The sequence below is a fragment of the Nostoc sp. DedQUE12b genome, from assembly GCF_034530835.1.
Classification (GTDB): domain Bacteria; phylum Cyanobacteriota; class Cyanobacteriia; order Cyanobacteriales; family Nostocaceae; genus Nostoc.
Map to the genome: position 1 here is coordinate 1 of NZ_JAVRCI010000055.1, position 25,521 is coordinate 25,521.

The 25,521-nt window shown below is 42.0% G+C and carries 17 protein-coding genes and 1 pseudogene; 11 read left to right on the forward strand and 7 right to left on the reverse strand.

Features of this window, described 5'->3' with window-relative positions:
• Positions 1-2,389 (reverse strand): caspase family protein (locus RMY16_RS23170; RefSeq protein ID WP_322738324.1); only part of this gene is annotated, 2,389 nt, incomplete at its 3' end.
• 135 nt (positions 2,390-2,524) lie between these two features.
• On the opposite strand from RMY16_RS23170, the gene RMY16_RS23175 reads away from it, so the two are divergent.
• The 5 genes and pseudogenes from RMY16_RS23175 to RMY16_RS23195 all read left to right on the forward strand — a co-directional run bounded on the left by RMY16_RS23175 (position 2,525) and on the right by RMY16_RS23195 (position 6,477).
• Complete coding sequence (locus RMY16_RS23175) at positions 2,525-2,923, forward strand: CU044_2847 family protein (RefSeq protein ID WP_322738325.1); 399 nt, start codon at positions 2,525-2,527, stop codon at positions 2,921-2,923.
• A complete protein-coding gene (locus RMY16_RS23180; protein ID WP_322738326.1) occupies positions 2,920-3,630 on the forward strand; it encodes a TIGR04283 family arsenosugar biosynthesis glycosyltransferase in 711 nt (236 codons plus the stop codon). The genes RMY16_RS23175 and RMY16_RS23180 overlap by 4 nt, the downstream gene beginning before the upstream one ends.
• Positions 3,631-3,767: 137 nt before the next feature.
• Positions 3,768-4,037 (forward strand): annotated as a pseudogene (locus RMY16_RS23185) (TVP38/TMEM64 family protein); the annotation flags it as partial.
• On the forward strand, positions 4,006-4,827 hold the full coding sequence (locus RMY16_RS23190) for a TVP38/TMEM64 family protein (protein ID WP_322738327.1): 822 nt from the start codon (positions 4,006-4,008) through the stop codon (positions 4,825-4,827). The pseudogene RMY16_RS23185 and the gene RMY16_RS23190, both read left to right, overlap by 32 nt.
• A 99-nt stretch (positions 4,828-4,926) precedes the next feature.
• Positions 4,927-6,477, forward strand: coding sequence for a mercuric reductase (locus RMY16_RS23195; protein WP_322738328.1), 1,551 nt, complete (start codon positions 4,927-4,929; stop codon positions 6,475-6,477).
• A gap of 60 nt (positions 6,478-6,537) precedes the next feature.
• Here RMY16_RS23195 and RMY16_RS23200 read toward each other — a convergent pair whose 3' ends face one another.
• Positions 6,538-10,008: a PA14 domain-containing protein gene (locus RMY16_RS23200; RefSeq protein WP_322738329.1), complete on the reverse strand. Its 3,471-nt coding sequence runs from the start codon at positions 10,006-10,008 to the stop codon at positions 6,538-6,540.
• A 1,140-nt stretch (positions 10,009-11,148) separates the two neighbouring features.
• On the opposite strand from RMY16_RS23200, the gene mgtE reads away from it, so the two are divergent.
• Complete coding sequence (gene mgtE / locus RMY16_RS23205; protein ID WP_322738330.1) at positions 11,149-12,549, forward strand: magnesium transporter; 1,401 nt, start codon at positions 11,149-11,151, stop codon at positions 12,547-12,549.
• 88 nt (positions 12,550-12,637) lie between these two features.
• Here the strand turns inward: mgtE and RMY16_RS23210 are convergent, their stop codons facing one another.
• Positions 12,638-12,895, reverse strand: coding sequence for a hypothetical protein (locus tag RMY16_RS23210; protein ID WP_094352695.1), 258 nt, complete (start codon positions 12,893-12,895; stop codon positions 12,638-12,640).
• Positions 12,896-13,088: 193 nt separating this feature from the next.
• Positions 13,089-13,970: an SDR family oxidoreductase gene (locus RMY16_RS23215; RefSeq protein WP_322661911.1), complete on the reverse strand. Its 882-nt coding sequence runs from the start codon at positions 13,968-13,970 to the stop codon at positions 13,089-13,091.
• A gap of 569 nt (positions 13,971-14,539) precedes the next feature.
• Here RMY16_RS23215 and RMY16_RS23220 point away from each other — a divergent pair.
• Complete coding sequence (locus tag RMY16_RS23220; RefSeq protein WP_322661913.1) at positions 14,540-16,138, forward strand: peptide ligase PGM1-related protein; 1,599 nt, start codon at positions 14,540-14,542, stop codon at positions 16,136-16,138.
• Between the two features lie 22 nt (positions 16,139-16,160).
• On the opposite strand, the gene RMY16_RS23225 is transcribed toward RMY16_RS23220, so the two are convergent.
• A complete protein-coding gene (locus RMY16_RS23225; RefSeq protein ID WP_322738331.1) occupies positions 16,161-17,975 on the reverse strand; it encodes a protein kinase domain-containing protein in 1,815 nt (604 codons plus the stop codon).
• Positions 17,976-18,384: 409 nt separating this feature from the next.
• Between RMY16_RS23225 and RMY16_RS23230 the strand changes: the two genes are divergently transcribed.
• The 3 genes from RMY16_RS23230 (at position 18,385) to RMY16_RS23240 (ending at position 22,361) form a co-directional block, all read left to right on the forward strand.
• Positions 18,385-18,816 carry an EamA family transporter gene (locus RMY16_RS23230; RefSeq protein ID WP_322738332.1) on the forward strand — a complete coding sequence of 144 codons (432 nt, stop codon included), beginning with the start codon at positions 18,385-18,387 and terminating at the stop codon, positions 18,814-18,816.
• Positions 18,817-19,101: 285 nt separating this feature from the next.
• Positions 19,102-20,373, forward strand: coding sequence for a DUF4255 domain-containing protein (locus RMY16_RS23235; protein ID WP_322738333.1), 1,272 nt, complete (start codon positions 19,102-19,104; stop codon positions 20,371-20,373).
• Entirely contained in the window at positions 20,370-22,361 is a 1,992-nt protein-coding gene (locus tag RMY16_RS23240) for an ATP-binding protein (RefSeq protein WP_322738334.1), read from the forward strand. The genes RMY16_RS23235 and RMY16_RS23240 overlap by 4 nt, the downstream gene beginning before the upstream one ends.
• Positions 22,362-22,448: 87 nt before the next feature.
• Here the strand turns inward: RMY16_RS23240 and RMY16_RS23245 are convergent, their stop codons facing one another.
• Both RMY16_RS23245 and RMY16_RS23250 read right to left on the reverse strand, forming a co-directional pair.
• Positions 22,449-22,931: a pentapeptide repeat-containing protein gene (locus RMY16_RS23245; RefSeq protein ID WP_322738335.1), complete on the reverse strand. Its 483-nt coding sequence runs from the start codon at positions 22,929-22,931 to the stop codon at positions 22,449-22,451.
• A 27-nt stretch (positions 22,932-22,958) separates the two neighbouring features.
• Positions 22,959-23,690 carry a Uma2 family endonuclease gene (locus tag RMY16_RS23250; protein WP_322738336.1) on the reverse strand — a complete coding sequence of 244 codons (732 nt, stop codon included), beginning with the start codon at positions 23,688-23,690 and terminating at the stop codon, positions 22,959-22,961.
• A gap of 226 nt (positions 23,691-23,916) precedes the next feature.
• Between RMY16_RS23250 and RMY16_RS23255 the strand changes: the two genes are divergently transcribed.
• Positions 23,917-25,461 carry a hypothetical protein gene (locus RMY16_RS23255; protein WP_322738337.1) on the forward strand — a complete coding sequence of 515 codons (1,545 nt, stop codon included), beginning with the start codon at positions 23,917-23,919 and terminating at the stop codon, positions 25,459-25,461.
• The last annotated feature ends 60 nt before the right edge of the window (positions 25,462-25,521 follow it).

A 25,521-nucleotide genomic window follows, 5' to 3' on the forward strand; every position in this document is an offset into this window, starting at 1 on the left:
TGAGGTAGGCACCGCTGAGGTCGGCACCGCTGAGGTTGGCACCACTGAGGTCGAGACCGCTGAAATCTTTATTAGTTAAGCTCTCACCAGCTTGTACCAGTTTTTCCAGTGCTTGAATTCTTGCTCGACTATACTCCCTTCCCTTAACAGCATCGACTTGCTGCCAAAGTTGGCTTATCCTAATTTGTTTTTCAATGCTTATTCTAATTGGTTTTTCAATTACAATACCTAGAACTACTGACGTAACCAGCGGAATAATTAAGAAAAACCCAACGGATCTAAAGCGATTACTCCGCGTTTCTCTGACACTAGTTTGAATAAACTCAGCAGCTAGGTCAGATAATCTTAAGTTGTCAGTTTGTTGTTTATGAAAATCTTCTGCTTCTCTCAACCGTTTTCCCTGAAGCAGATAATCTTTAGCTTTTCCCCTATCTCGCCATTCAATAGCTGCCGCTTCAATTTTACGCTTTTGCCGCAGTATATCTCGACTTTCCTCAATCCATTTGCGTAATAGCGACCAATAGCGAATGAGTGCTTCATGTGCCACATCCACCACAGCAATTTGATTAGATAAGGTACTGGTGACAAGTAGCTTCTCATCAGCTAACCGTTGAATTATTCTATTAATCACAGCTTCTGAATACTGCGAACTAACTAAATCTCCTTGCAAAACTTGTCTGCGGGTATCTTCTGTTCCTTCTCCCAACTGCGTCAATTCTAAAAAAATCCGCTTTGTTGCTTGCTGTTCTTCAAGTGATAATGATTCATAAACTTCTGTAGCACGTGTTTGCAGGGTTCTCCTGACTCCACCTAGTTTGCTATACGTAGTTAGGGTTAACCGTTCTTCAGTTCTTTGCTGCCATAGTTCTGTTAGCGTATACTGCAACAACGGTAAACTTCCTGGTGAATTTTCTACATCTGCAATCATTTGAGAAACTAATTCCAGTTCTACTGCTAAGTTCACCTGTTCAGCAGGTTTGATAATTGCTGTTTCTAATTCTTCCCGAATCATCGGCGTTACTGTTACTAAATGCTCTTGAATTTTCTTTGCAAGTCCGCCATACTCTTGTTCCAGACATTTGCCAAAGAAATCAGCCCGCATTGTGATTATGAGGCAGAGTTTATTGTCATCCCGTTGCAAAGCACCTAGCACACATTCAAAAAACTGCTGTCGTTTTGTAATGTCTTGACATTGAGTAAAAGTTTCTTCAAATTGGTCTACCACTAGCACTACGCGCTGAGTTTGTGCAGCAGTAATCAACTGTCCTAAACCGACTGCGCCTTTGGCAATTAATTCTTCTGCTTTTGCTAATTGAGATGCGCGTTCAATATCTGATAATTCTGATTCTACAAATGCCAGTGCTAAATTTTGTATGGGGTTAATCCCTGGTCGAAATATTTTCAACTGCCAAGTATCGCTACCTGATAACCTGCGTCCTAACTGTAATTGATAAAGTAAACCTGCTCTGACAACACTAGATTTACCACTTCCTGATGCTCCCAGCACAGCGAGGAAATTACCCGATCGCACTTTTTCTAATAATTCATCAGTTAACGCTGTTCTGCCATAAAATAAGTTGGCATCTGCTTCGGTGCAATCAAAATAAGACAACCCTTTGTAAGGACAAATAGCTGATATTTGTACTGTAGAGTTAACAACAGAGGAATTCCATTTGCGGGTGAGATTAATTGCTTCACCAGAGTTAGCAAAAATGGGACGCTGGGGGAACGGGTGATGTTCTTGATTGAGCAAGTCTACTAAAGTATAGTTACTCACCCAACGGTCTTGTTTTGGTTCTAAACCTTTCAGCAGTGCAGCAGTAAGAACGCTGTGTTGGCTGTTAATCTCTTCAAAAGCGACTTCAAAAGCACGAGAAGCCGCAATAAAACACCTGTCTCTACCTTTACCGCGATCGCCTGGATCTGCTTCTGCAAAATTTAGCACTTCCCCGCTATAGCAGCAATCCAAAATCACAATTTGTTGTCTGACTTCACTTTCTTGCAGCAGTCGTCGCAGCCATTGTAGAGATAATCCCCAAGTTCCCGCATCGGGGTTGACTTCACTTGTCGCTAAATAACCTTCCTGAATTCCGACACTTTTCCGTAACCCATGACCAGAAACATACAGCAGTGCTGTGTCTGGCGGCTTCCCGTCTGGTTTGAATAATTGGACGATCGCTCTTTCTAACTGAGTTAAACTAACTTTAGTTTGCTTACCAATGCGAATCGTCTCATTTTCCTTGTCTTTGACTGCTGGTAGCCGCGTTACCCGAAATTCACCATATTGTTGTAAGATTTGAGCGATCGCTTCACCATCGGCAGCTGGTGCGTTGAGACATTTTAAGCGGTCATACGTATTAATTCCCACCACCAAAGCGTCTCGACTCATCCTGCAAAGCCCTATGATAGTTGTGCCGAATTATTTCCAGCTTCTACAAGAAATTTACCGCATTTTCCGTAAAATTTTGTAGGTTAGCACAGGTGGACTACCCTAGACGCAATTCTTTTAGGCGAGATTTATCCCATGACTCAACTCACACCTATTCAGTTAGAAGATGGCACGATTATTTACATTGAAGCCACAAATAACGTAGATGCACCACCAGTGATTACCGAAGTTTCCCCAGAGGGAGAAGAAGCGCTAATTGATAAGGGATGGGATGCTGATGCTGCACAAAAACAGATAGTGCAAAATTTCCAAGCAATTGAAGGTACAATTCGGGCTTACACTGTTTATTCACTGAATGCTTTTAAGAAAATCCCTGTTGCTAATATTGATAAAGTTACTCTTGAATTTGGCATCAAAGTTGGCGGTGAAGCAGGTATACCTTACGTAACTAAAGGCACGGCTGAAAGTAATCTGAAGGTAACGGTAGAGTGTTCATTTCCTGACCAACCGGAAAAGAAAACTCAGCAATTATGAGTGAGAGTATTGACGCAGCGAAAATTTCGATTATTATTCCGGCTATTAATGAAGCGGGGAATATTAAAAAAGCCATTGCTACTACTCAAGCCAATCTAAATATAGAAGTCATTGTAGTCGATGGTGGCTCTAGTGATGATACTGTAGCGATCGCTCAATCTTTAAATGTCAAAGTTATCTCATCATCTCCCGGTCGTGCTGTGCAAATGAACGCGGGTGCTTTAGCGGCTAGCGGTGATATTCTGTTATTTCTCCATGCAGATACCCGTTTGCCAACGGGGTTTGATGAGATGATTCGCACAGCGCTACAACAACCTGGGATTGTAGCTGGTGCTTTTAAGTTGCGGATTGATGCCTCACTTTTCAGTTTACGATGGGTGGAGTGGGGAGTAAATGTGCGATCGCATTTTTATCAAATGCCTTATGGCGACCAAGCAATTTTTTTAACCAAGGAAGTATTTCAAAAAATAGGCAGTTTTCCCGAATTGCCTATCATGGAAGACTTTGAACTCATGCGTCGTTTAAAACGCATCGGACGCATTGTAATTATCCCTACATCAGTTGTCACCTCAGCCCGTAGATGGTTGCAAAAGGGAGTATTAAAAACTACGCTACTTAATCAAATAGTAATTATTGCTTATTTGCTCGGCGTTTCACCTGAGCGAATTTGTAGCTGGTATCGTCGAGAAAAATTTAAGAGGCTTTAAGCTGTTTCTCATGTAGGTGCTATATCTTAACGTGAGTTCGACAAGCCTTTTTTGACCTCTCCCCCAACCCCTCTCGGTGTCCAAGAGGGGTTGGGGGAGAGGGAGGTTGTCCGGGAGAGGTTCATCGAACTCACGTTATATTAGGTTTTTTCGGCATTATTCCCGGTACTGTGATGTACGTTTATATTGGTTCTTTAGCTGGTAATCTTGCCATGATTAACACCTCTCATCAACCAATTACTCCAGAAACTCAAGTCTGGCAATGGGTAATGCGAGTAGTTGGGTTGATTGCTACCGTTGCTGTAACTGTGTATATCACAAAAGTTGCTCAGAAAACATTAGCTCAAAGTGTGGCAGTAGAAGAAATCACAACCCATGAAAAAACTAACAATCATTCAGATATTTAAAGCCTCGACTCCGCTCGGCTTTAACATTGAGCGAAGCCGAAGTGTTAAAAGTATTAATACCAGAAACTTCCAGAAGTTTTTTCGCCTCAGTATATTAATATTACTAATATTGGCAAGTAGTTTCTCATTAAACACAGACCTAGCTGTAGCACAAGAATCGGTAAATTCAAATTCTTTTAATCCCCAAGCAATTTTACGGAACGCCTTAGAGTGGATTGATAGCCTTGGTACAGTGGGAGCGATCGCTTTTATTGCCCTTTATATTATCGCTACTGTTGCTTTTTTCCCAGGCTCTATTCTCACCTTGGGATCTGGTGTAATTTTTGGTGCAGTTTGGGGTTCTCTTTACGTGTTTATCGGTGCAACTCTTGGTGCTACAGCTGCTTTTCTCGTCGGACGTTATTTAGCAAGAAGTTGGGTTGCTGGTAAAATTGCAGATAACAAAAAATTTGCCGCTATAGATGAAGCTGTAGGTAGAGAAGGATTAAAAATTGTCCTGTTAACGCGACTGTCCCCAATATTTCCTTTCAATTTGCTCAACTATGCTTTTGGCATCACGGGAGTTTCACTTCAAGATTACTTTATCGGCTCTCTAGGGATGATTCCTGGAACCATTATGTATGTTTATATTGGTTCCCTTGCAGGTAATCTTGCGATGATTGGCACTGAGGCTCAACCTACCAACCCGACTTTACAATGGGCAATTCGCATCTTGGGTTTATTTGCGACAGTCGCCGTTACAGTTTATGTAACCCGGATTGCGCGCAAAGCTTTAGAAGAAGAATTGTAGGGTAGCACCGGGGTTCTTGTCGCTCACCCAATCGAGAACCGCTATAAACAAACATAAAAAAATTAATCGGGATTCTTAATTTTAAAAGAGGTTTTGCCAATGACCAATTCAGATTTAGAGAGAGTCACAGTTCGCCCAATTGATGAGTACAACCAAAAGTTGGTGTCTTACGTCCATCCCCCAAATTGGGTTAATCCTCAACCCGCAGATGTTTACGACTTGGTAGTAATTGGGTCTGGTACGGCGGGATTAGTAGTGGCTGCGGGTGCGGCGGGTCTGGATTTGGGTTTAAAGGTGGCGTTGATTGAAAAGCATCTCATGGGTGGAGATTGCTTAAATGTTGGTTGCGTACCATCTAAAACTATTATTCGTTCTGCCCGCGTCGTTGGCGAAATCTGGGATGCTAAAGGTTTAGGAGTTAATATTCCCCAACATAATATTGATGTTGATTTTCCCAAAGTCATGGCAAGAATGCGGCGGATAAGGGCTGATATCAGCCCTAACGACTCGGCAGAACGGTTTCAAAAGTTGGGTGTCGATGTCTTTTTGGGTAGCGGTCGATTTGCAAGTAAAAATACGGTGGAAGTTGGTGATAAAACTCTCCAATTTAAAAAAGCTGTAATTGCGACTGGCGCAAGAGCTGCACAACTGTCGATTCCGGGAATTGAAAAGGCGGGTTATCTAACCAATGAAACGGTTTTTTCCTTAATTCAACGACCGGAACGTTTGGCGGTGATTGGTGGTGGGCCTATTGGTTGCGAATTAGCGCAAGCTTTCCGGCGTTTAGGTTGTGAGGTGGTACTTTTCCATAGCGGTTCTCACATCCTTAATAAAGAAGATGCTGAAGGCGCTGAAATTCTCCAAAAGGTTTTGATTAACGAAGGAATTCGTGTAGTACTCGATTCCAAGTTAGAAGAAGTGGTAACTGTCACCGAGGGAAAACGCCTTTACTTTTCCTCTAATGGTCATCGAGATTCGGTGACAGTCGATGAAATTTTAGTTGGTGCGGGGCGATCGCCAAATGTCGAAAATCTAAATTTAGAAGCTGTGGGTGTAGAATATGACAAGCATCAAGGCGTGAAGGTAAATGATTACCTCCAAACAACCAATCCCAAAATTTATGCAGCCGGCGATATCTGCATGAACTGGAAGTTTACCCATGCTGCTGATGCAGCAGCGCGGATTGTAATTAAAAATACCCTGTTTTCTCCCTTTGGCATAGGACGCTCGAAACTCAGTAGTTTGGTGATGCCTTGGGTAACTTATACTGACCCAGAAATTGCCCACGTGGGGTTATACGAACACGAGGCGGAAAAATTGGGTATTGAAGTGACAACGATTGAGATTCCTTTTAGTAGTGTAGACCGAGCGATCGCAGATGGTGAAGAGTTAGGATTTCTCAAAATCCACCATAAAAAGGGGTCTGATGAAATTATTGGTGCAACCATTGTCGCCAGTCACGCGGGTGAGATGATATCAGAAGTAACTACGGCAATGGTGAATAAGATTGGTTTGAGCAAGTTAAGCAGTGTAATTCATCCTTATCCCACTCAAGCCGAAGCGATTAAAAAAGCAGCTGATGCTTATCGTCGAACACTCCTAACATCAAATACCAAAAAATTGTTAGGATTTCTGACAAAGTTATCTTAACCAAAATCAGTGAACAGTTGTCTGACTGTTCACTGATAACTGATAACTGATAACTGTTATCTAAACAGGTCGGAAGCGATTAATCTGTCCTCCGGTCAAGTTGGCGTAATAGAGATTACCATCCTTTCCAGTGGTGATTTGTGCAGTTAGCCCTAGATTAGGTCTCTCTGCTTGGGAAGTAAACCGCTTAACTGAGACGAATTTACCCTGACTATCGAATTTTACAGCATCAATAGTTCCTAGACTGAAATCACCAACGAATAAGGCACCTTCATAGATTGAAGGGAAAGTATTACCTGTGTAAAAGTCACCCATGACGATCGAATTAGAACCAGTATGTTTGTAGGTGTAAACTGGTGCTGTAACAGTTTTACCACTACTATAGAAATCTTTCGCTGCATCTAGGTTAGAATAGCCTGATTGTTTCAGACTGGTAGTATTGCCATTGGCGTCAAGTCCTCCTTCATAGAACGGCCAGCCAAAGTTTGCTCCTGGTTTTGCGACATTCACCTCTTCCCAACTAACGAAGCCAACATCACCAACTACGGGGGTATTGGTCTTTTGATCAATTGTGAAACGGAAGGGGTTACGCAGACCTAAGCTATAAACTTTGGAACTATTGCTATTGAGATCGCCATTGTAGAAAGGATTAGTTGATAAACCTTGACCAGTAATCGCGTCAATCCGCAGGATCTTGCCGGATAGATTATTAACATCCTGAACGCGAACTGCACGAGGGTCTATCCCATTGTAGGAAGTACCATCTCCTAAGCTCACAAACAGAGAACCATCAGTACCAAAGCGCACAGAACCAACTGAATGAGATTCACTATCATTGGCTATAAAATTCTGGACATTTTGGACTTTATCGAGATTATCAATATAATCTTGCAAGCTGGTAAACGGCTTACCAGTATCTTTGTTGAGAATTCCTGATGGTGCATAGCCAAGTGTGACATTTGTACTATTTCCATCTGGCTTGATAATATTCGCCCAAGTGCCATTTGTGCCGAGTAGTACAACTTCGCTGCCAGCGATCGCAGTAGTGTAATTAGTGTTGGGATCAGCTTCAAAGCGACTTAGCCGTGCAGTACGATTTCCATTCTGATCGGGATCGTCTAATGTGCTGTTGGGATTGTTCTTGGGATTGTTTAGGCTAGTTTCTGGTGGATCGTAGGTATACAACAGGTAAACATAGTTGTTGCCGTTTGGACTTTTGCCAAAATCTGGATGTACAGCAATGCTTAACAGACCGCGATCGCGCGTATCATTTACCTGTCCGCGAATATCAGTAAATGGTGTTGATAATAAGGTACCATTTTTCATGACTCGCACTACCCCATTTTTCTGGGCAATGAACATGCTGTTACCATCAGGTGCCCATTCAAAAGCTGTGGGTTGAGTCAAACCAGAAACTACCGTATCTAAAGCAAAGTTACCAGAGTCATTATCAATAAGACTGATACTTGTTTCTTGATTAGTTAGCTGCACTCCAACTGGGTTACTGAACTTTAAAGTAAATGTTTCATTTGATTCCTGAACGTTGTCATTAAGAATGGGGATAACAATGGTGTTGCTGGTTTGCCCAGCTACAAAACTCAAGCTTCCAGATACAGCCTGGTAGTCAGATCCAGCTTTAGCAGTCCCATCTAGGGTTGTGTAGTTCACGCTAGCCGCTGCCGAAGCGTTGCCCCGTGTAACTATCACCTTAGCAGTCCCGTCACCCTCATTAACTACTGGCTGACTGAAATCGAGGCCAGAGCGATCGTTGTCTTGAATTGTAATTGCGAGAGTTCTTTGCAGTCCTAGTGTTGCCCCCTCTGCCTGATCGATGACAAAATTAAAGGTTTCATCTCCTTCTATCGAGGAATCATCATTGATCGGAATGGATACCTGCGTGCTGCTTTGTCCCGGCGCAAAGGTAAGTATTCCAGCACTTTCAACGCCTTCACTCCCATAGTCAACTCCTTTTGTCGCAGTATTAGCTATAGTTGCATACTTGATTGAAGATGTACCACTTAAATCTCCAGTTCTAATTAATTTAACGGTAATACTATCACTGTCTTCGTTTAGAGTCATCGAAGACGAACCTAAGGTGATGGTGGTCTGAAGAAATGGTGAATAAAGTTGAGACTGAGGAATGATTTCCTTCACCTGAGAGGCGCTTGACCAACGCAGTTGAGAAACGGCATTGCCTTTATTTTCATAGTACTCAAGTTTAATATCGTACTTTTGACCTGCAACCAATGCGATCGAGCCACTGGATTCGGTGGCAGGTTGATCGATAAACTTATCGATGATTTGTTGACCATTCACCCACAGTCGCACAGCATCATCAGCAGTAGTGTAAAAGTTATAAGTTTCGCTGTACTTGGCTTCTACCTGACCTGTCCACCGCGCTGAGAAGGTATCTGCATCAATCGACGGAGCGGGAGAATCAGCGCCCCAATTAAAGTTCACCGTCGGATCTATGCGAGTTTGCTTGAGGTTGGTGAAGTCGATGTTGTCGTAATACTCTGCTTTGAGTCCATTGCCACTACTAGGTGTGCTGATATTACTATACAGTTGTGACTGAGGAATGATTTCCTTAGCCTGAGAAGTGCTTGACCAAGCCAGTTGAGAAACGGCATTGGATTTATTTTCGTAGTACTCAAGTTTAATATCGTATTTTTCACCCGCAACCAGGGCGATTGAGCCACTGTATGCTGTTGCAGGTTGATCGACAAACTTATTGATGATTTGTTGACCATTTACCCACAGTCGCACACCATCATCACTAGTGGTGTAGAAGTTATAAGTTTCGCTGTACTTGGCTTCTACCTTACCTGTCCAGCGCACTGAGAAGGTATCTACACCAATTGACGGATCTGGAGAACCAGCGCCCCAATTAAAGTTCACCGTCGGATCTATGCGAGTTTGCTTGAGGTTGGTGAAGTCGATGTTGTCGTAATACTCTGCTTTGAGTCCATTGCCACTACTAGGTGTGCTGATATTACTATACAGTTGTGACTGAGGAATGATTTCCTTAGCCTGAGAAGTGCTTGACCAAGCCAGTTGAGAAACGGCATTGGATTTATTTTCGTAGTACTCAAGTTTAATATCGTATTTTTCACCCGCAACCAGGGCGATTGAGCCACTGTATGCTGTTGCAGGTTGATCGACAAACTTATTGATGATTTGTTGACCATTTACCCACAGTCGCACACCATCATCACTAGTGGTGTAGAAGTTATAAGTTTCGCTGTACTTGGCTTCTACCTTACCTGTCCAGCGCACTGAGAAGGTATCTACACCAATTGACGGATCTGGAGAACCAGCGCCCCAATTAAAGTTCACCGTCGGATCTATGCGAGTTTGCTTGAGGTTGGTGAAGTCGATGTTGTCGTAATACTCTGCTTTGAGTCCATCTCCTTGAGAGAGTAGGCTAGACCGAGCAGAAATGCTGCTTTGTCCTTGGTCAATGCTTTCTAGAGATGATTTAGTAGTAATTACTGGACTTACCGATGTTGATAAGTTTTGATTGGATGTCATAGTTAATGCTGCAAAATTAGTTTTACATTGAATATTTCAACAAAGAATGCATCATAAAGCTTGATATAAATATATTGATAAGCTAATCATTGATTTACCTATAAATATATGTTTAGTAATTGCTAATTATGAATAATTAGTTGAAGAACATATTATTATTTGTTTTCTTTGAGCAAATTTTTGAGTTCTTGAGAGACTCAAATTCCATTGATGCGCAGATGCATATTCCTTGAGGCAAAGGATGCACAAGAAAAGCAGATGCATACGTAATAGTCATACAAAATAACTTTACACACACTACCTAAGTATTTTTTTGCTTCTACATATTTGACAATAGATTGCGGTGTTATGTCTATGTTTTGTATGGGACTTTGTTTAAATATTCACATTGATACATCCTTTTTTAAAGGAATATAAAAGTTTTGATGAGGATTAAATAAAAATTGCCAAATTACCGGATAATTTAACGTGCTTTTTCTACATATTTATTAACTAAATAAAAATTGGGTAAAGAAAAATTTTAATATTTAAAGATTTGAAAAATTAATGTTTATTTATACTTTATATCTTTCTTAGCGGAACCAGCAGAAATCATAGTAATAACCTAAAATCAGTGGAGCAAAAGCTTTTGCAAGAGCCTCACCATTTATGCATTTAAGCTGGGGAACACAATCTACTAGAATTTAAGAAATAATCGTACTTTTTGAGTAACCTTGCTGTGGTTCGATTATCCTGCTAAGTAGGTTGGCACAATTAAACCGAACTATACAAAGTTTTGTATGGGTAAAGGGAAAAGGTTAAAGGGTAAAGGTTTTTCCCTTTTACCCTTAACCTTTACCCTTCTTAGTTTAGTTGTGTTTTTTAGCACCTACTTACTTAATGGATGGCTACGCAACAGTTTCTCTTCTCCACAAAAGGCTACGCCCTAAGCGAAGCTGCTATGTCGCAGGCTTTACGAGACGCCGCGATATTGCTGAACGCAAAGAATTGTTAGCGTCCGAAACCCTACTCTTTCGTTCATTTACAAAAGTTTTCAATTTACGCCAAGTCAGAAAAATTGCAAGTTTGACGTTGCACATTCCCACTTTCCCCTAGACTAGGGGCAGCAACCTTGTTCAAACTGGCTGAGGAAAGTGGACTTTGACTGAGACAAACAATTTAAACTCTACCATCCAGAATCTCTCACGCAGGGAATTGCGAGATTTAGTGCGGACTCAGCTGCAAATGCTCCTGGAAGCAGGAGACTTGCAGGGAGCAAAATCTATTCTCGTACCCGTGCAGCCTGCGGATATCGCCGAGGCAATTGAGGGTTTGCCAGAAGCGATGCACGCTTTGGCTTTTCGCTTGCTTTCTAAGGATGAGGCGATCGAAGTTTATGAATATCTCGACTACAGTGTTCAAGAACGGTTAATTGAAGAACTTAAAAGCCAGGAAGTCCGCGATATTGTCGATCAAATGTCGCCGGATGACCGAGCTAGGTTATTTGATGAATTACCGGCAAAAGTCGTCAATCACTTACTAGAACAACTGAGTCCAGCAGAACGTCAAGCTACAGCCCAACTATTGGGTTATGAAGCTGATACAGCTGGGCGAATCATGACCCTAGAGCTAATCTCGCTGAAAGAAAACTTGACAGTATCTCAAGCTCTAGAGCGAATTCGCAACTTAGCTAATGCCAGTGAGATGATTTATTATCTTTATGTCATGGATGCGGCAAGGCGCTTGACGGGGATTGTATCGTTGCGAGAATTAGTAACGTCTCAGCCTGAGCAAATTATTGGCGAGATTATGACCCGTGATGTGGTGTTTGTCTACACTGATACAGACCAGGAAGAAGTTGCAAGATTAATCCAAAGATATGATTTTTTGGCTGTGCCTGTGGTAGATAGAGAACAGCTTCTAGTAGGTATTGTTACGGTAGATGATGTAATTGATATTCTGCAACAAGAAACCACCGAGGATATTTATGCCTTGGGTGGTGGTGTGCAGTCGGGGGGCGACAATTATTTTCAAATGAATTTGCTAGAAATTGCTCGGAAGCGGGTTGTCTGGTTATTGGTCTTACTTATAACCAATACCGTCACAGGAACAATTATTAAGTCGCAAGAAGACATTTTAGCAAAAGTGGTGACACTGACGGCCTTTATTCCCTTGTTGACTGGTACTGGGGGTAATGTAGGCGCTCAATCTTCCACAGTGGTGATTCGTGGGATGAACACCGATGAAATCCGATCGCTTGGTGCATTGCAGGTAATCGGGCGGGAAGCGATCGCTGGGGCATTATTGGGAGGAATGTTAGGTACGATCGCTACTGTCTGGGCTTATTTTCTGCAAGGACGAGTAGAAGTAGCGATCGCTGTAGGCACTAGTCTGGTAGCTATTTCTATTTTGGCTTCGATATCCGGTTCAGCGCTGCCATTTCTATTTCGCTATCTGCGTTTAGATCCGGCATTAATGTCAGCACCATTCATCACCACAGCAGTTGATGTTGTAGGTGTTTTGATTTACTTCAATTTAGCGCGGGTAATTTTAAAGTTATGAAAAGAGTCATTAGTCATTAGTCATTAGTCATTAGTCATTAGTGAATAACACACTACAAATGACAAAGGACAAATGACTAACCTAACTTTTACAATTCTGATTCTGTATCTGGAGCAACAATTTCACCAGTACCCAATTGCAGGATCATGTCTTGGTCAGTAATCAATCCGCTAAGTTCCTTCACTTGTAAATTCATGTCTTCACAAGCTTGTCTAAGTTCTCTGGCAAATTTGTTGAGGTCTTGACCATAGCCACATTGATAAGCAGCAGTTTCAATTCCTTGCTGGGCATTTGCTCTAGCACAATCTACTAGTTCTCTGCCATTTAGTGGTGTAGGAGATGCCATAGACGTAGTTATTATTTCTTAAATGTTTGCTGCTAGATAGACTATCAATATTCCCACATTTACTCATCCCTCCAATGGAAGACCATCAGGGTATAATTAGAAGTAATTATTTTTTTATCATTAGTCATTAATCCTTTATTCAAAGTGAATAACCAATGACCAATGACTAATGACTAATAACTGAATTTTTCACTTACCCATTCACAACATCTCCACCATTGACATGTAACACTTGTCCAGAGACATAAGAAGCATCATCCGAAGCCAAATATACGTAGCTAGGAGCAACTTCTTCTGGTTGTCCGGCTCGTTCCATTGGTACTTGTTTGCCAAAAGTTTCAACTTTCTCTTCGGGAAAAGTTGAGGGAATTAAAGGTGTCCAAATTGGCCCTGGCGCGACAGCATTAACCCTAATTCCTTTGGATACCAAATTTTTTGATAAGGAGCGAGTGAAAGCAACGATCGCACCTTTTGTAGAAGAGTAATCTAGTAGTTGTGGACTACCTTTATAAGCTGTTACCGATGTGGTATTGATGATAGCACTGCCTGCTTGTAGATGCTTTAGTGCAGCCTTAGTCATGAAAAACATCGAGAAAATATTAGTGCGGAAAGTTCGCTCTAGTTGTTCTTCGGTAATTTCTTCAATACTTTCTTTCGGATGTTGTTCAGCAGCGTTGTTGACGAGAATATCGAGTTTGCCAAACTCACCAACTGTTTGTTGTATGGCTTGCTGACAAAAAGTTTCATTGCCAATATCACCTGCGATGGTTACTGCACGACGCCCTTGTTTTTCTACCAAATGTTTTGTTTCTTTGGCATCATCGTGTTCATTAAGGTAAAGAATAGCCACATCTGCACCTTCTTTTGCAAATGCGATCGCAACAGCACGACCAATTCCACTATCTGCACCCGTAATCAATGCTACTTTATCTTGTAACTTGCCGCTACCCCGATACTGAGCATCATCAGCTTTGGGTTTTGGTGTCATTTCTGATTCAACACCTGGTGCTTCTTGTTGCTGTGGCGGTTGCAATTTTTGTTCTTTTTTCTCTTTTGGTTCTTTTGATTTAGCCATCTGTTTTACCTTGGTAATTGAATATTGAATTGGGCATTGAAAATGGGGAATTGAGCATTGAGAATTAGTTATACTCCATCTTTCTCATCTCTCTTATTCCCTATTTCATAACTAAACCTTGGATCGAAAATTCAACCCAAGGTTTATTTTTTGCTTTGACTTTCACTAGCCATTTGCAATTTTAGGCATTTCTATCCTGGATGTTTGCCAAACTTACTTCTTTCTAGCAACTGTAGGCAAATCAGATTATTTATCCTGATGCTTGAACATGAAAGTAAGTACACAACTCCGATATGATGAAAAGTTTCTCTTTTTCACCTGCTTTCAAGTTAACTATTATATTGCTGTACTTTATCGCCCCCAAGAGGTAAAGTAAGCTGCAATTAGCTCAACCTTTAGACGGAAAATAAATTAAAGAAGTCGGCGATTTGCGGGTGGCTATAGTTTGATTGAACCTTGCGGACTTCCGGAAAATTTTTACAAAACTACCTGAATCTTGACACGGCGACTATACATCCTCCAAAAGGGTGCGTGGTGCGCTACATTGAGATCATTAGAGGGCATGGGTTATGGCAACATTAAATATTTCCGAGTTAGAACAGGTTGAAAAGTTTCGCCACTTACAATTAACCCTGCGCGATCGCTGGAAAACGAGCGAACTATTTGACAATAGTGAAGCGGATATTTTAATTATTCCCTCCTTGAGTCTTGACCAGGGAGAACTCCAAAAGATCGAAGGCTGCGAGCATTATGAAGAAAGATTACTATTTTCCTTAATTCGGTTGCGGAATCCCCGAACTCGACTGATTTATGTAACATCAGTACCGCTGCATCCGAGTATCATTGATTATTATCTGCAATTGTTGCCAGGAATTCCCTTTTCTCATGCTCGCAATCGCTTGCTGTTACTTTCTACTTACGATTCCTCTTTTAAGCCTTTGAGCCAAAAGATTTTAGAACGCCCACGCTTGCTAGAGCGGATTCAGAAATCTTTGAGGCTAGACAAATCATTTATGATCTGCTACAACTCTTCGCACTGGGAAGGCGAATTGTCTTTAAAATTGGGTGTACCACTGTATGCGGCTGCACCAGATTTACAGATTTGGGGAACAAAAAGTGGCAGTCGGGAAATCTTCAAGGAAAGCGAAGTACCGCATCCAGATGGCAGCGAAAAAGTTTGGAACCATACAGATTTGGCAGAAGCTACCGTTGATTTGTGGGAACGGCAACCAACATTAAAACGGGTAGTAGTAAAACTTAACGAGGGCATTTCTGGAGAGGGGAATGCATTGTTGGATCTCAGACCGATTGAGAATTTAGCACCAAACACTGGTACTCATGCCGAAAGGATAGCAGCAATTAGCGATCGCTTATCAACGATGCGCTTTCAGGCAAAACAAGAAACTTGGGATAGTTTTTTGGGAAAAATGCCTGAGTTAGGGGCAATCGCTGAAGCATTCGTGGAAGGGGAAATTAAGCGATCGCCCAGCGTCCAAGGACGGATCACGCCCCAAGGTGAAGTGGAAATCCTTTCAACTCACGACCAAATTCTCGGAGGCCCAGACGGTCAGATTTATCTTGGTTGCAGGTTTCCTGCTGATGAAAGATATCGATTGCAATTACAGCAATTGGGACTTCAAGTTGGCAGAAAACTAGCAGAAAAAGGTACTTTAGAGCGGTTTGGTGTAGATTTTATCGCCGTTGACAAGGGTAATGGAGACTGGGATATTCAGGCGATCGAAATTAACCTGCGTAAAGGTGGTACAACTCATCCATTCATGACCCTGAAATTATTAACAAACGGTCGCTATGACCTTTCCACGGGTTTATTTTATAGTCAACAAGGTCGTCCAAAATATTACATTGCTACTGATAATTTGCAAAAAGAGCGCTATCAGGGATTATTACCTAATGATTTGATGGATATCATTGCTCACCACAGACTGCACTTTGACAGTGGTACAGAAACTGGTACAGTGTTTCATCTTATGGGTTGCCTTTCGCAGTTTGGAAAGGTGGGATTAACCAGCATCGGTGATTCCCCCCAACAAGCACAAGATATTTATAACAAAGTTGTCAAAGTTCTGGATGAAGAAACCCGCAGCGAAAATCGTGATTTCTCGCCATTTTCAGATTATTCCTTTCCCGTGGTTTGGGATGAATTATAGGGCACAGCAATGCTGATTAGTTCTAAATGCGCTGGTCGTTATTAGGTAAATTTTGCTGGTTGCTTGGCTGTTTACCAGATTGCAATTGGGTATATATATAGGTTACTACTGCTAAAGTCAGCCCAATAGCCAACACCACCCCTACGATTCGCAATAAATTGGGAGTAATTCTCGTAGTTAGCTGCTCACTTAGCCTTGGTTGGTAAATAGTGTCATCCGTTCGCGCTTGTGTTCGGCGTTGATTAGACGCAAGTCGTGGCTGATACAACGTCACATCTGGTTGCACTGGTGGTCTACTTTGATTAGATACTGGTCGCGGCTGAAATAACGTCTTATCTGGTGACACTTGTTGTCCACCTTGATTAACTCCTGGTCGCGGCTGAAACAACGTCTTATCTGGTGACACTTGTTGTCCACCTTGATTAACTCCTGGTCGCGGTTGATACAACGTCTTATCTGGTGGCACTTGTTGACCGCCTTGATTAGCTCCTGGTCGTGGTTGATACAACGTCACATCAGGTTTGCTGGTGTTCGGATTATTCCCAGGACTCTGTGGATTTTGTTCAACTGGGTTCAATGGCCTCGGAACGGTTTCGTGATTTGAACCTTGATTGAAACCAGATGGAGGGCGAATAACAGTATCGTCGTTCGATTGTCTCGGAACAGTTTCGTGATTTGAACCTTGATTGAAACCAGATGGAGGGCGAATAACAGTATCGTCGTTCGATTGTCTCGGAACAGTTTCGTGATTTGAACCTTGATTGAAACCAGATGGAGGGCGAATAACGGTATCGTCGTTCGATTGTCTCGGAACAGTTTCGTGATTTGAACCTTGATTAGAAGCAGGTTGCGATCGCCCAGTAATTTGTCCGGGTAGACTAGATTCTGTGGCAAATTTGGCAGCAGCTTGCAAAGCCCGATTTAGTTCTTCTACGGTTGCAAATCGGTTGGCTGGGTTCTTGTGGAGGCATTTCATCACCACGGCTTCTAATTGTACGGGTAAATGCTCACACCCTGGTTGCTCGCGCAGTGGTTTTGGTGGCTCATAAGCATGAGCTAATACCCAAGAAGCCTCACTCACATGACTACCCTTAATGCTGATCCCAAAGGGGTCGGCGGCACTCAGCATTTCATAAAGGATAATCCCTAAGCTGTAAATATCACCTCTAGCATCCAAATTTTGATCGCTTTGGATTTGTTCAGGAGGTGCATAACGAAATGTACCGATAAATGTACTAGTTATATTTGTAATATTGGAATTTTCTGAAGATTCACTCCGAATTTTGGCAACACCAAAATCCAAAACCTTCACCCACTCTCCCAAATCTGTCGAGATCAAAAATATATTATCTGGCTTCAGGTCGCGATGAACTACCTGAATATGTTCAGTGGTTTTGCCGCCATCCCGTTGGAGAGTCACTCCTTGATGGGCAAGCTGTAAACCTTTACAAACTTGCGCCATAATCTTCACCGTCCGCTCAACAGACAGACGCTTTTCGCGCAGCAGTAATTGTCTAAGCGTTTGCCCCCGCAAAAATTCCATGACGTAAAATGGAAAACCTTCCGGGGTTACACCACAATCACTAATTTTAACAATGTGGTCACTTTGCAAAGCAGCACAAACAGCCACCTCTCGCTCAAAACGCTTTCTCATTTCCAGTGATGCCACTAGCGTATCTTTGAGCAACTTCAACGCTACCTGCTGACCAACACGGGTATCCGTTGCTAGGAAGACTTCTCCCATGCCACCCCCGCCTAACCGTCTGTCTAAACGGTATCGCTGATTATCACCTACAAAGCGACCATTCCAAGAATTTGAAGAAGGTGGGGATTTCATCTGAGGCAACCCATCCTAGTTACTTTACTTTAAGTGTTAACTTTTAGTCAGAGATATTGCTAGTATTACAAATATTAATTGCTTCATAACTTAGATGAATATTAGTAATATATGCTACTAGTAATTATCTAATTATACTCAGCTTAACATATTAATAACTTAAAGTAATGTGATAAATTTGATAAAATTTTAAAATTAAGACCTATAGCAGTTTAAATTTGTTCCTGATATTAAGTTAGCGCAAGTTCGACGAGAGTCGTCAGCTTCAGTAGTGCTGAGTGACAAAGAGAGTGAAACGGGCAAGCGTAAACTACGCACCTAGCAAGTAAAACTTGACAGATGAGTAATTGAATTTAACACTCTTGTTAAATGACACTGCTAATTTTGACTAGTGAATCAGGAGGCTAAGATGGAAAGCAACACCACAACATGGTGGATATATGCATTATTGTCAGCTGGCTTTGCAGCATTGACAACTATCTTTGCCAAAATTGGGATAGAAAATGTGAATTCTAATTTAGCAACAGCAATCCGAACTGTTGTGATCTTAGTAGTTGCTTGGGGGATTGTACTTTTTCAGGGAAACGTAGTTAATATCTTAGCTATATCCCAAAAAACCATGATTTTCTTATTATTATCTGGAGTATCTACAGGGTTATCATGGATTTTTTACTTTCAAGCCTTACAAGCCGGAAAAGCTTCTCTTGTTGCACCAATTGATAAATCAAGCTTGGTATTAGTTTTATTATTTTCAGTCATTTTTTTGGGAGAAACGTTAAGCTGGAAAATCATTTTAGGAACGGGGTTAGTAGTCATAGGGACTTTAGTTTTAATTATTTAAAGTCTTAATTAAAAGGATGTTTTGAAAGTACTACTGTTCAAGTACGTCAGGTAGCTTTCAGCGAAAACTTGCTGAGTTTTAATCAGGTGATTTTGATCGTTACCGAGTCTTTTAAATTGAAATGCTAGGTGGATTTACGCCGTACTATACTAATAGTTAACAATGCGCTTTTGTCTGCCGTGCTGATAGTCTTTGCTACAAAATACTTAAAGTTTTGCAAAATATATTCTATTAATGTACTCTGGCGTACATGATTAATATGTGCTATTGCCATGAGGAATCAGGATGAGTAATGTGCTCTCTATAGCCGCAGTGACAGCAGTACTAAAAGTCTTGCTGGAAAATGGTTTAGTCAGTGATCCGATCGCTGCTAGTGTTGGTGATGTGATTGTAACTGCCCTACCGCCGGATCGAATTTCAGTTGAAGCTGATGAGCGTGCCCAAATCAACCTTTTTCTCTATCAAGTGACGCAGAATCGCAATGTCGATTGGGTATCTCAAGAATTTCGGAGCAGGCACTCACGGATTAATGGAAACCCACGCTCTCAGACTCCACCACTAGCTCTTGATCTGCACTACTTACTCACAGCTTACGGAGCTAAGGATTTTCAAGCAGAGCTTTTACTCGGCTATGCAATGCATTTATTACACAAAACACCAGCTATCACATCTGATATTATTGAAAATACTTTGATAAATGCATCTACAACCAATACCTCAAGTGCTTTTTCGCAAGCTGTAGCAAGTGTGTCTGTGTCCGCTTTAGCTGAACAAATTGGGCAGATCAAATTGACTCCAGAGTTTTTTAACATGGAAGAAACTTCTAAGTTATGGTCTGCTTTACAAACACACTATCGACCTTCAGCTACTTATCTGGCATCAATGGTATTGATTGAGAGTAGCAATGACAAGTCTGAAAGTTTTTACATGATGCCCTTGTCTCAACCGAATATAGAGCAAGTTATAGCTCCAGCTAAAGCCGAACAAATGATTGTTGCAGGTACAACATTAGTAATTCGTGGTAAACGGTTACGCGGTGAGATCACACGAGTTCGTTTTGGTAATACGGAGACATTACTAGTACCTCAAGAAGTAAAAGAAACGCAAATCAGCTTGTTAGTCCCGCCAGATTTATACGCAAGCATACAGGGTGTCCAAGTTGTACATTTGACAATGGGCAATGTAGGCCAAACGAATCATCTAGTTGAATCAAACGTTGCGGCTTTTGTCTTACATCCAACAATTACAGCATTCGTCACTCAAGTGGAAAATAGCGGCGACAATTTACGCACAGCAGAAATTACCGTTAAATTCCAGCCAAAAGTCGGTAAGGAACAACGGGTAGTTTTGCTACTCAATGAGGTATCAGGTGATAATCCGGTAGCTTACTCTTTCTTGGCTGCACCACCTACCCAAGACACTGATGCGATCGCGATTCCGGTCAAAAATGTCAAACCAGGAACTTATATTGTCCGAGTGCGGGTAGATGGCGCCGAAAGTCCACTTCACAAAAATCAGTTAGGGGAATATGATTCGCCACAGGTGACAATTTTATGAATGCTACGACAATTAATCACAATTGGGATCAGGCAAACTACCGCTATCTATCAGCAGCTCTCGCCGTGGTGCGTGGTATTTTAGAAAATCACACGGCAAAAGAGCAAAATCAACCTGAAGAGAACCACCAAGAGCATTTACAGCAGGCGTTACAGGAAGCCGCTGCTGCTATGCCTGCACCATCGGCACTGGAGAGAGTCTGCAAAATGTTTCGCCTCTCATCCTTTGAACGCGATTTGTTGCTGTTGTGTGCAGGTATGGAATTAAATGGAGATTTTGCCAAATTGTGTGCTATAGTTCACGGCGATTCACAACGAGCTTACCCAACTTTGGGTTTAGCTTTGGCAGCTTTACCTAACGTCCACTGGGATGCGATCGCTCCAAATGCTCCCTTACGTCATTGGCGGTTAATTCAAATTGGTGATGGTCATGCCCTAACTCTCAGTCCGGTGAGAATTGATGAGCGGATTTTACATTATCTCACAGGTATCCAATATCTTGACGAACGGCTAGCTGGTATCATTGAGCCATTACAAGAGGTTAGCGATTTAGTACCCTCGCACCAAGATTTGGCAGAGCGAATAGCAGCAGTTTGGGCGCAAGCTTCCAAGGTTAATAGTCTGCCAATTGTCCAGTTATCTAGTGGTGAAACTGCTAGTAAACGTGCCATTGCCGCCACAATTTGTCAACTTCAGGGTTTAAGTTTGTGGGTAATGCCCGCACAAGTCATTCCTTTAACACCTAGCGAGTTGGATAATCTCATCCGCCTGTGGACTCGCGAGACAATTTTAAGTAAGAGTGCCTTACTCATAGACTGCAACGAACTGGATACTAATGATACAGCACGGCTGAATGCGATCGCTCGTTTCATCGAACGCACAAAGGGCTTTTTAATAGTCACGAGTCGAGAACGGATCGGCTTATCACAACGCCTAGTAGTTAATTTTGACGTACATCAACCAACTAGCAAAGAACAAGGTGCAGTTTGGCAAGATGCGCTAGGGGCGAGTGCATTGCAAATGAATGGGCAAGTCAAAACCTTAGTGGATCAGTTTAACCTCAGTGCTGCAACCATTCGCGCTGCTTGTGCAGAAGCCACAGGACAATTAGCACAAACACCAGAAACCGATATTACTAGCATTTTATGGGATGCCTGCCGCGTGCAAGCACGTCCGCGCTTAGATGAACTCGCCCAGCGGATTGAGCCATCTGGGGATTGGGATGACTTAGTATTGCCAGAGGCGCAGAAACAAGTTCTCCGGGAAATTGCGGCTCATGTACGCCAACGTAGTACTGTATATAATAATTGGGGTTTTGGGGGCAAGAGTGCTAGGGGATTGGGAATCAGCGCCCTATTTGCAGGTAGTAGCGGCACTGGTAAAACTTTGGGAGCAGAAGTACTGGCCCATAAATTGCGCCTCGACCTCTATCGGATTGACCTATCATCAGTAGTCAGCAAATATATTGGCGAGACAGAGAAGAATTTGCGCCGAGTATTTGATGCCGCAGAACAAGGTGGAGTGATTTTGTTATTTGATGAAGCCGACGCTTTATTTGGCAAACGGAGTGAAGTTAAAGATGCGCGCGATCGCTATGCCAATATTGAAGTTAGTTATCTATTGCAACGGATGGAAAGTTACCCAGGTTTAGCAGTCTTGACTACGAACTTGAAGAGTGCAATTGATACAGCCTTTTTGCGGCGGATTCGCTTTGTGGTGCAGTTCCCCTTCCCCGATACTATGCAACGAGCCGAAATTTGGCGGCGTGTCTTTCCAGCCGAAACCCCAACCGCAGATTTAGATGCTCTACAACTAGCACGGCTAAATGTTGCTGGGGGCAATATCCGTAATATTGCTTTAAATGCCGCTTTTTTGGCTGCCGATGCTGGGGAACCAGTGCAGATGAAACACGTATTGCGGGCGGCTCAAACAGAATATAGTAAGTTAGAGAAACCCTTGACTGATGCGGAAGTTGGCGGATGGATGTAATTTTATAATTTTGAAATGGATGTTACTGATTTTCAAAATTTAGGATTGAATGCGTCCCTGTTGGCGAATTCTCAACTAACAATGGTCTCACCAGTCGTGATCGTCGTTGAGGACACTTCCATCTTCCAAAACAAGACCTCTGACGCGAGTACCAGTCCAGTCAACATTACTCACATGCTTGGCACCACTCATATTGGTGTTACCCAGCGAAGTTTGGGTGATAGAAGCAGATCGCAATTCAGCACCACTCATGTCAGTATCCATGAACTCAACAACATCCAAACAAGCTTTAGTCAAATTGGCTCCACTCAAATTAGCACGAATCAATTTGCACTGGCCCAAGTCGGCACTAGTCAGATTGGCGTTACTCAAATTGGCATCAGTAAGATCAGCACCAGCCAAGATAGTATCAGTCAAGTTAGCTCCACTCAAATTGATTCCACTCAAGTCAATATTAATAAAAACATCTTCCATTGGTTCAGAGCCGCTGATATTAACACCTCTGAGATTAAGACCGCTAAAATCTCTTTCCCCAGCAGCATATCTTCTTCTCAATTCTTCTCCATCCATAATTTACTTTTGAATTTTGAATTGGTATTACTCTGGTAATTCACCAAATCTTTCCCGATAGCGAGCAAGCATAGACTCCATTTGAGCAAGTTGCTGCTCGGCTTGTTCGCGTTGCTGTTCGGCTTGTTGACGCTGTTGCTGTTCTTGGTGTGCTACTTCTTCTGGCGTGGGCGTTAGTTGTCCATTGAGAGTGAAAAAGCGCAATTTCGATTGATAAACTCCCAAATATAACTGCAATTGCTGGCTCCATAACCAACCTGCTTCATTTGCTTGCAGTTCTTGATAACGACCATCTAATAAATGAAATCCTTTAAATTCTAAACTTACCGGGTCAAACCAAAAATAATCAGGAGTCCGCCAAATATCTTGATAGATTTCCTTTTTCAATCCTCTATCAGTAGCAGCTGTTTTGTCAGAAAGAATCTCTACAATCACATTTGGATATTTGCCATCTTCTTCCCAAACTACCCAGCTTTTGCGTGTTTTGCGTTGGGTATTTAAAACTACAAAGAAGTCAGGGCCTCTAAATTGCTCAGACTTGCGTTGACGCGGACTGTAATAAATCGTCATGTTACCGCAAGCGTAGAAATCTTGACGCTCCTGCCACAACCATTCCAAACACTGAATCAACAGCAGTATTTGCCGCAAGTGAAGTTCTGTTTCCAAAGGTGGTTCATCACTGTATAAATCACCAGGAGGAAATATAACATCTTCTGGTGTGTCTTCTAAAATTATTCCTAAATCTTGAGCAGAAGACATAATAATTTCTCGTTTGACAAGATAAATCTAACTTAACCCAATTCTTTTTTAAGTGCTAAATGCCCCGCTACCGCTAACGGTACTCAGCACTTAGTAGATTTCTACGATTATAAGTCTCGCTCACACAAAACACCTGCTGGCACAGAATAATTTCTACTTAAGTCGATAGCGATCGCCACTAAACAAATTGTATAATTTGATTCAAAAATATGCTTGAGGATGTGAGATGAGCGATCGCATATTTAAACCCAAGAAAGCAGGTACATCCACTTCAAATCCGTCGCTGCTCTCAGCAACAACTCCAACGCTGGCAAATCCAGTGCGCGGCTTTGACATCGCAAAGAAAGCTCCAATCCAAGCATCCGAGGTATCAACCGACCTGCAAGCTGCACAATGTGCTGGCGAACAATCCTTTGAACCACAAGCTATCAAAAAAAGCCCACTTCACGACATTAGTAGCATAGCGTTGCGTCGTCCACAAGCAAAACTGACGGTTGGAGAACCAGGAGATCAGTATGAGCAGGAAGCCGATAGAGTGGCTAATCGAGTCATGTCAATGCCTAATACTGCGATGCAACCGCAAATGACACCAGAAGAACAGACTCAAGAGGAAGAAGTGCAAACGAAGCCTCTCGATGTTTACTTTGGGCAAAGAAAATCGCCAGGGAATAATCAGTTGACTCATGTAGTACAACACAAAGGTGGAGTATTGCAAAGAGATGTGTTGCAGAGAGCGCCAAAAAACTCAGTAGTTACAGAACTTTCGACAAAACTGCCACTGACGGAAGCCAATGCAAGATTAATTGATGCTTGTCATAATTTAGGTAGTATTTATGTCGATTTATCTGTAGCAAATACTGATTTAATCAGTACAAAATTAAAAATTTTCTCTATAAATTACGATATGGCTTACAGCAATTACTCAAGAGTAATTGGTCAAGGAAGAGCAGAAGCACAAAATCAAACTCTTTGGAGAGGAATATTTTTAGGAATAGGAACGGGTGTTTTAGCAGGTCTTGCCGCCGCCTATATTGCTCCTTCTACCGCTGCTGGATGGTTTGCTCTCACCCTAGCGGATGCAGGTACAGCAGCAGGTTCTTCATTTTTACAAGGAGCTGCGTCTTCAGCAGTAGCTCTTGCTGTATCAGATGCCATCACAACGCGAGGCAGCGATTTACAACCTAGCGGTCTTTCACCGGATATGCTGCGAAGTAATATTTGGCAACACGTTGCATCAATGTATCGTGGTGCATTGCAAACCAATAAAGTATTAGCAAACTTACATAAAAATTCCGTTATTCTTGAGCGATTAATTGCAGAAATCAGGGTACAAATTGCTGGTGGTGCATCATCATATTCGCCAGCAGATATATTAACAGCAACTAATGCCATGAACGATCGCATTAATGGAATGGCAAGTGTCTTTAGTGAATTGAGACAAAAAGCAACTGCGATGAGTGCCTTTGGCAATTCTATTTTGGCTTACGATCCTACTAAACCTGGAGTCGATCAAATAGAAAAAGATATTTGGATTATGTGGATGGGAACTTTAAGTAATGATGACTCTGACATTCTTGATTTAGATAATATTGAAGATCATTTGAAGAGTATCGGGATTTTAGGTAATGGTGGTTTATTAGGTGTAGATTTTGGAGACTATACCTCAGAAGACGATGAACTAGCGGCTTTAGCAGCAGCTCGTCCTCGCGCTGCAACTATAAAAGGGAAGTACGATCAAACCACTTCTCAATGGACTGCACCAAGTCCTTGAGTCAACTTTTAATTATTTACTTTGATTTGTTTGCAGAGCCGTTTACTAAATCAAAGATTT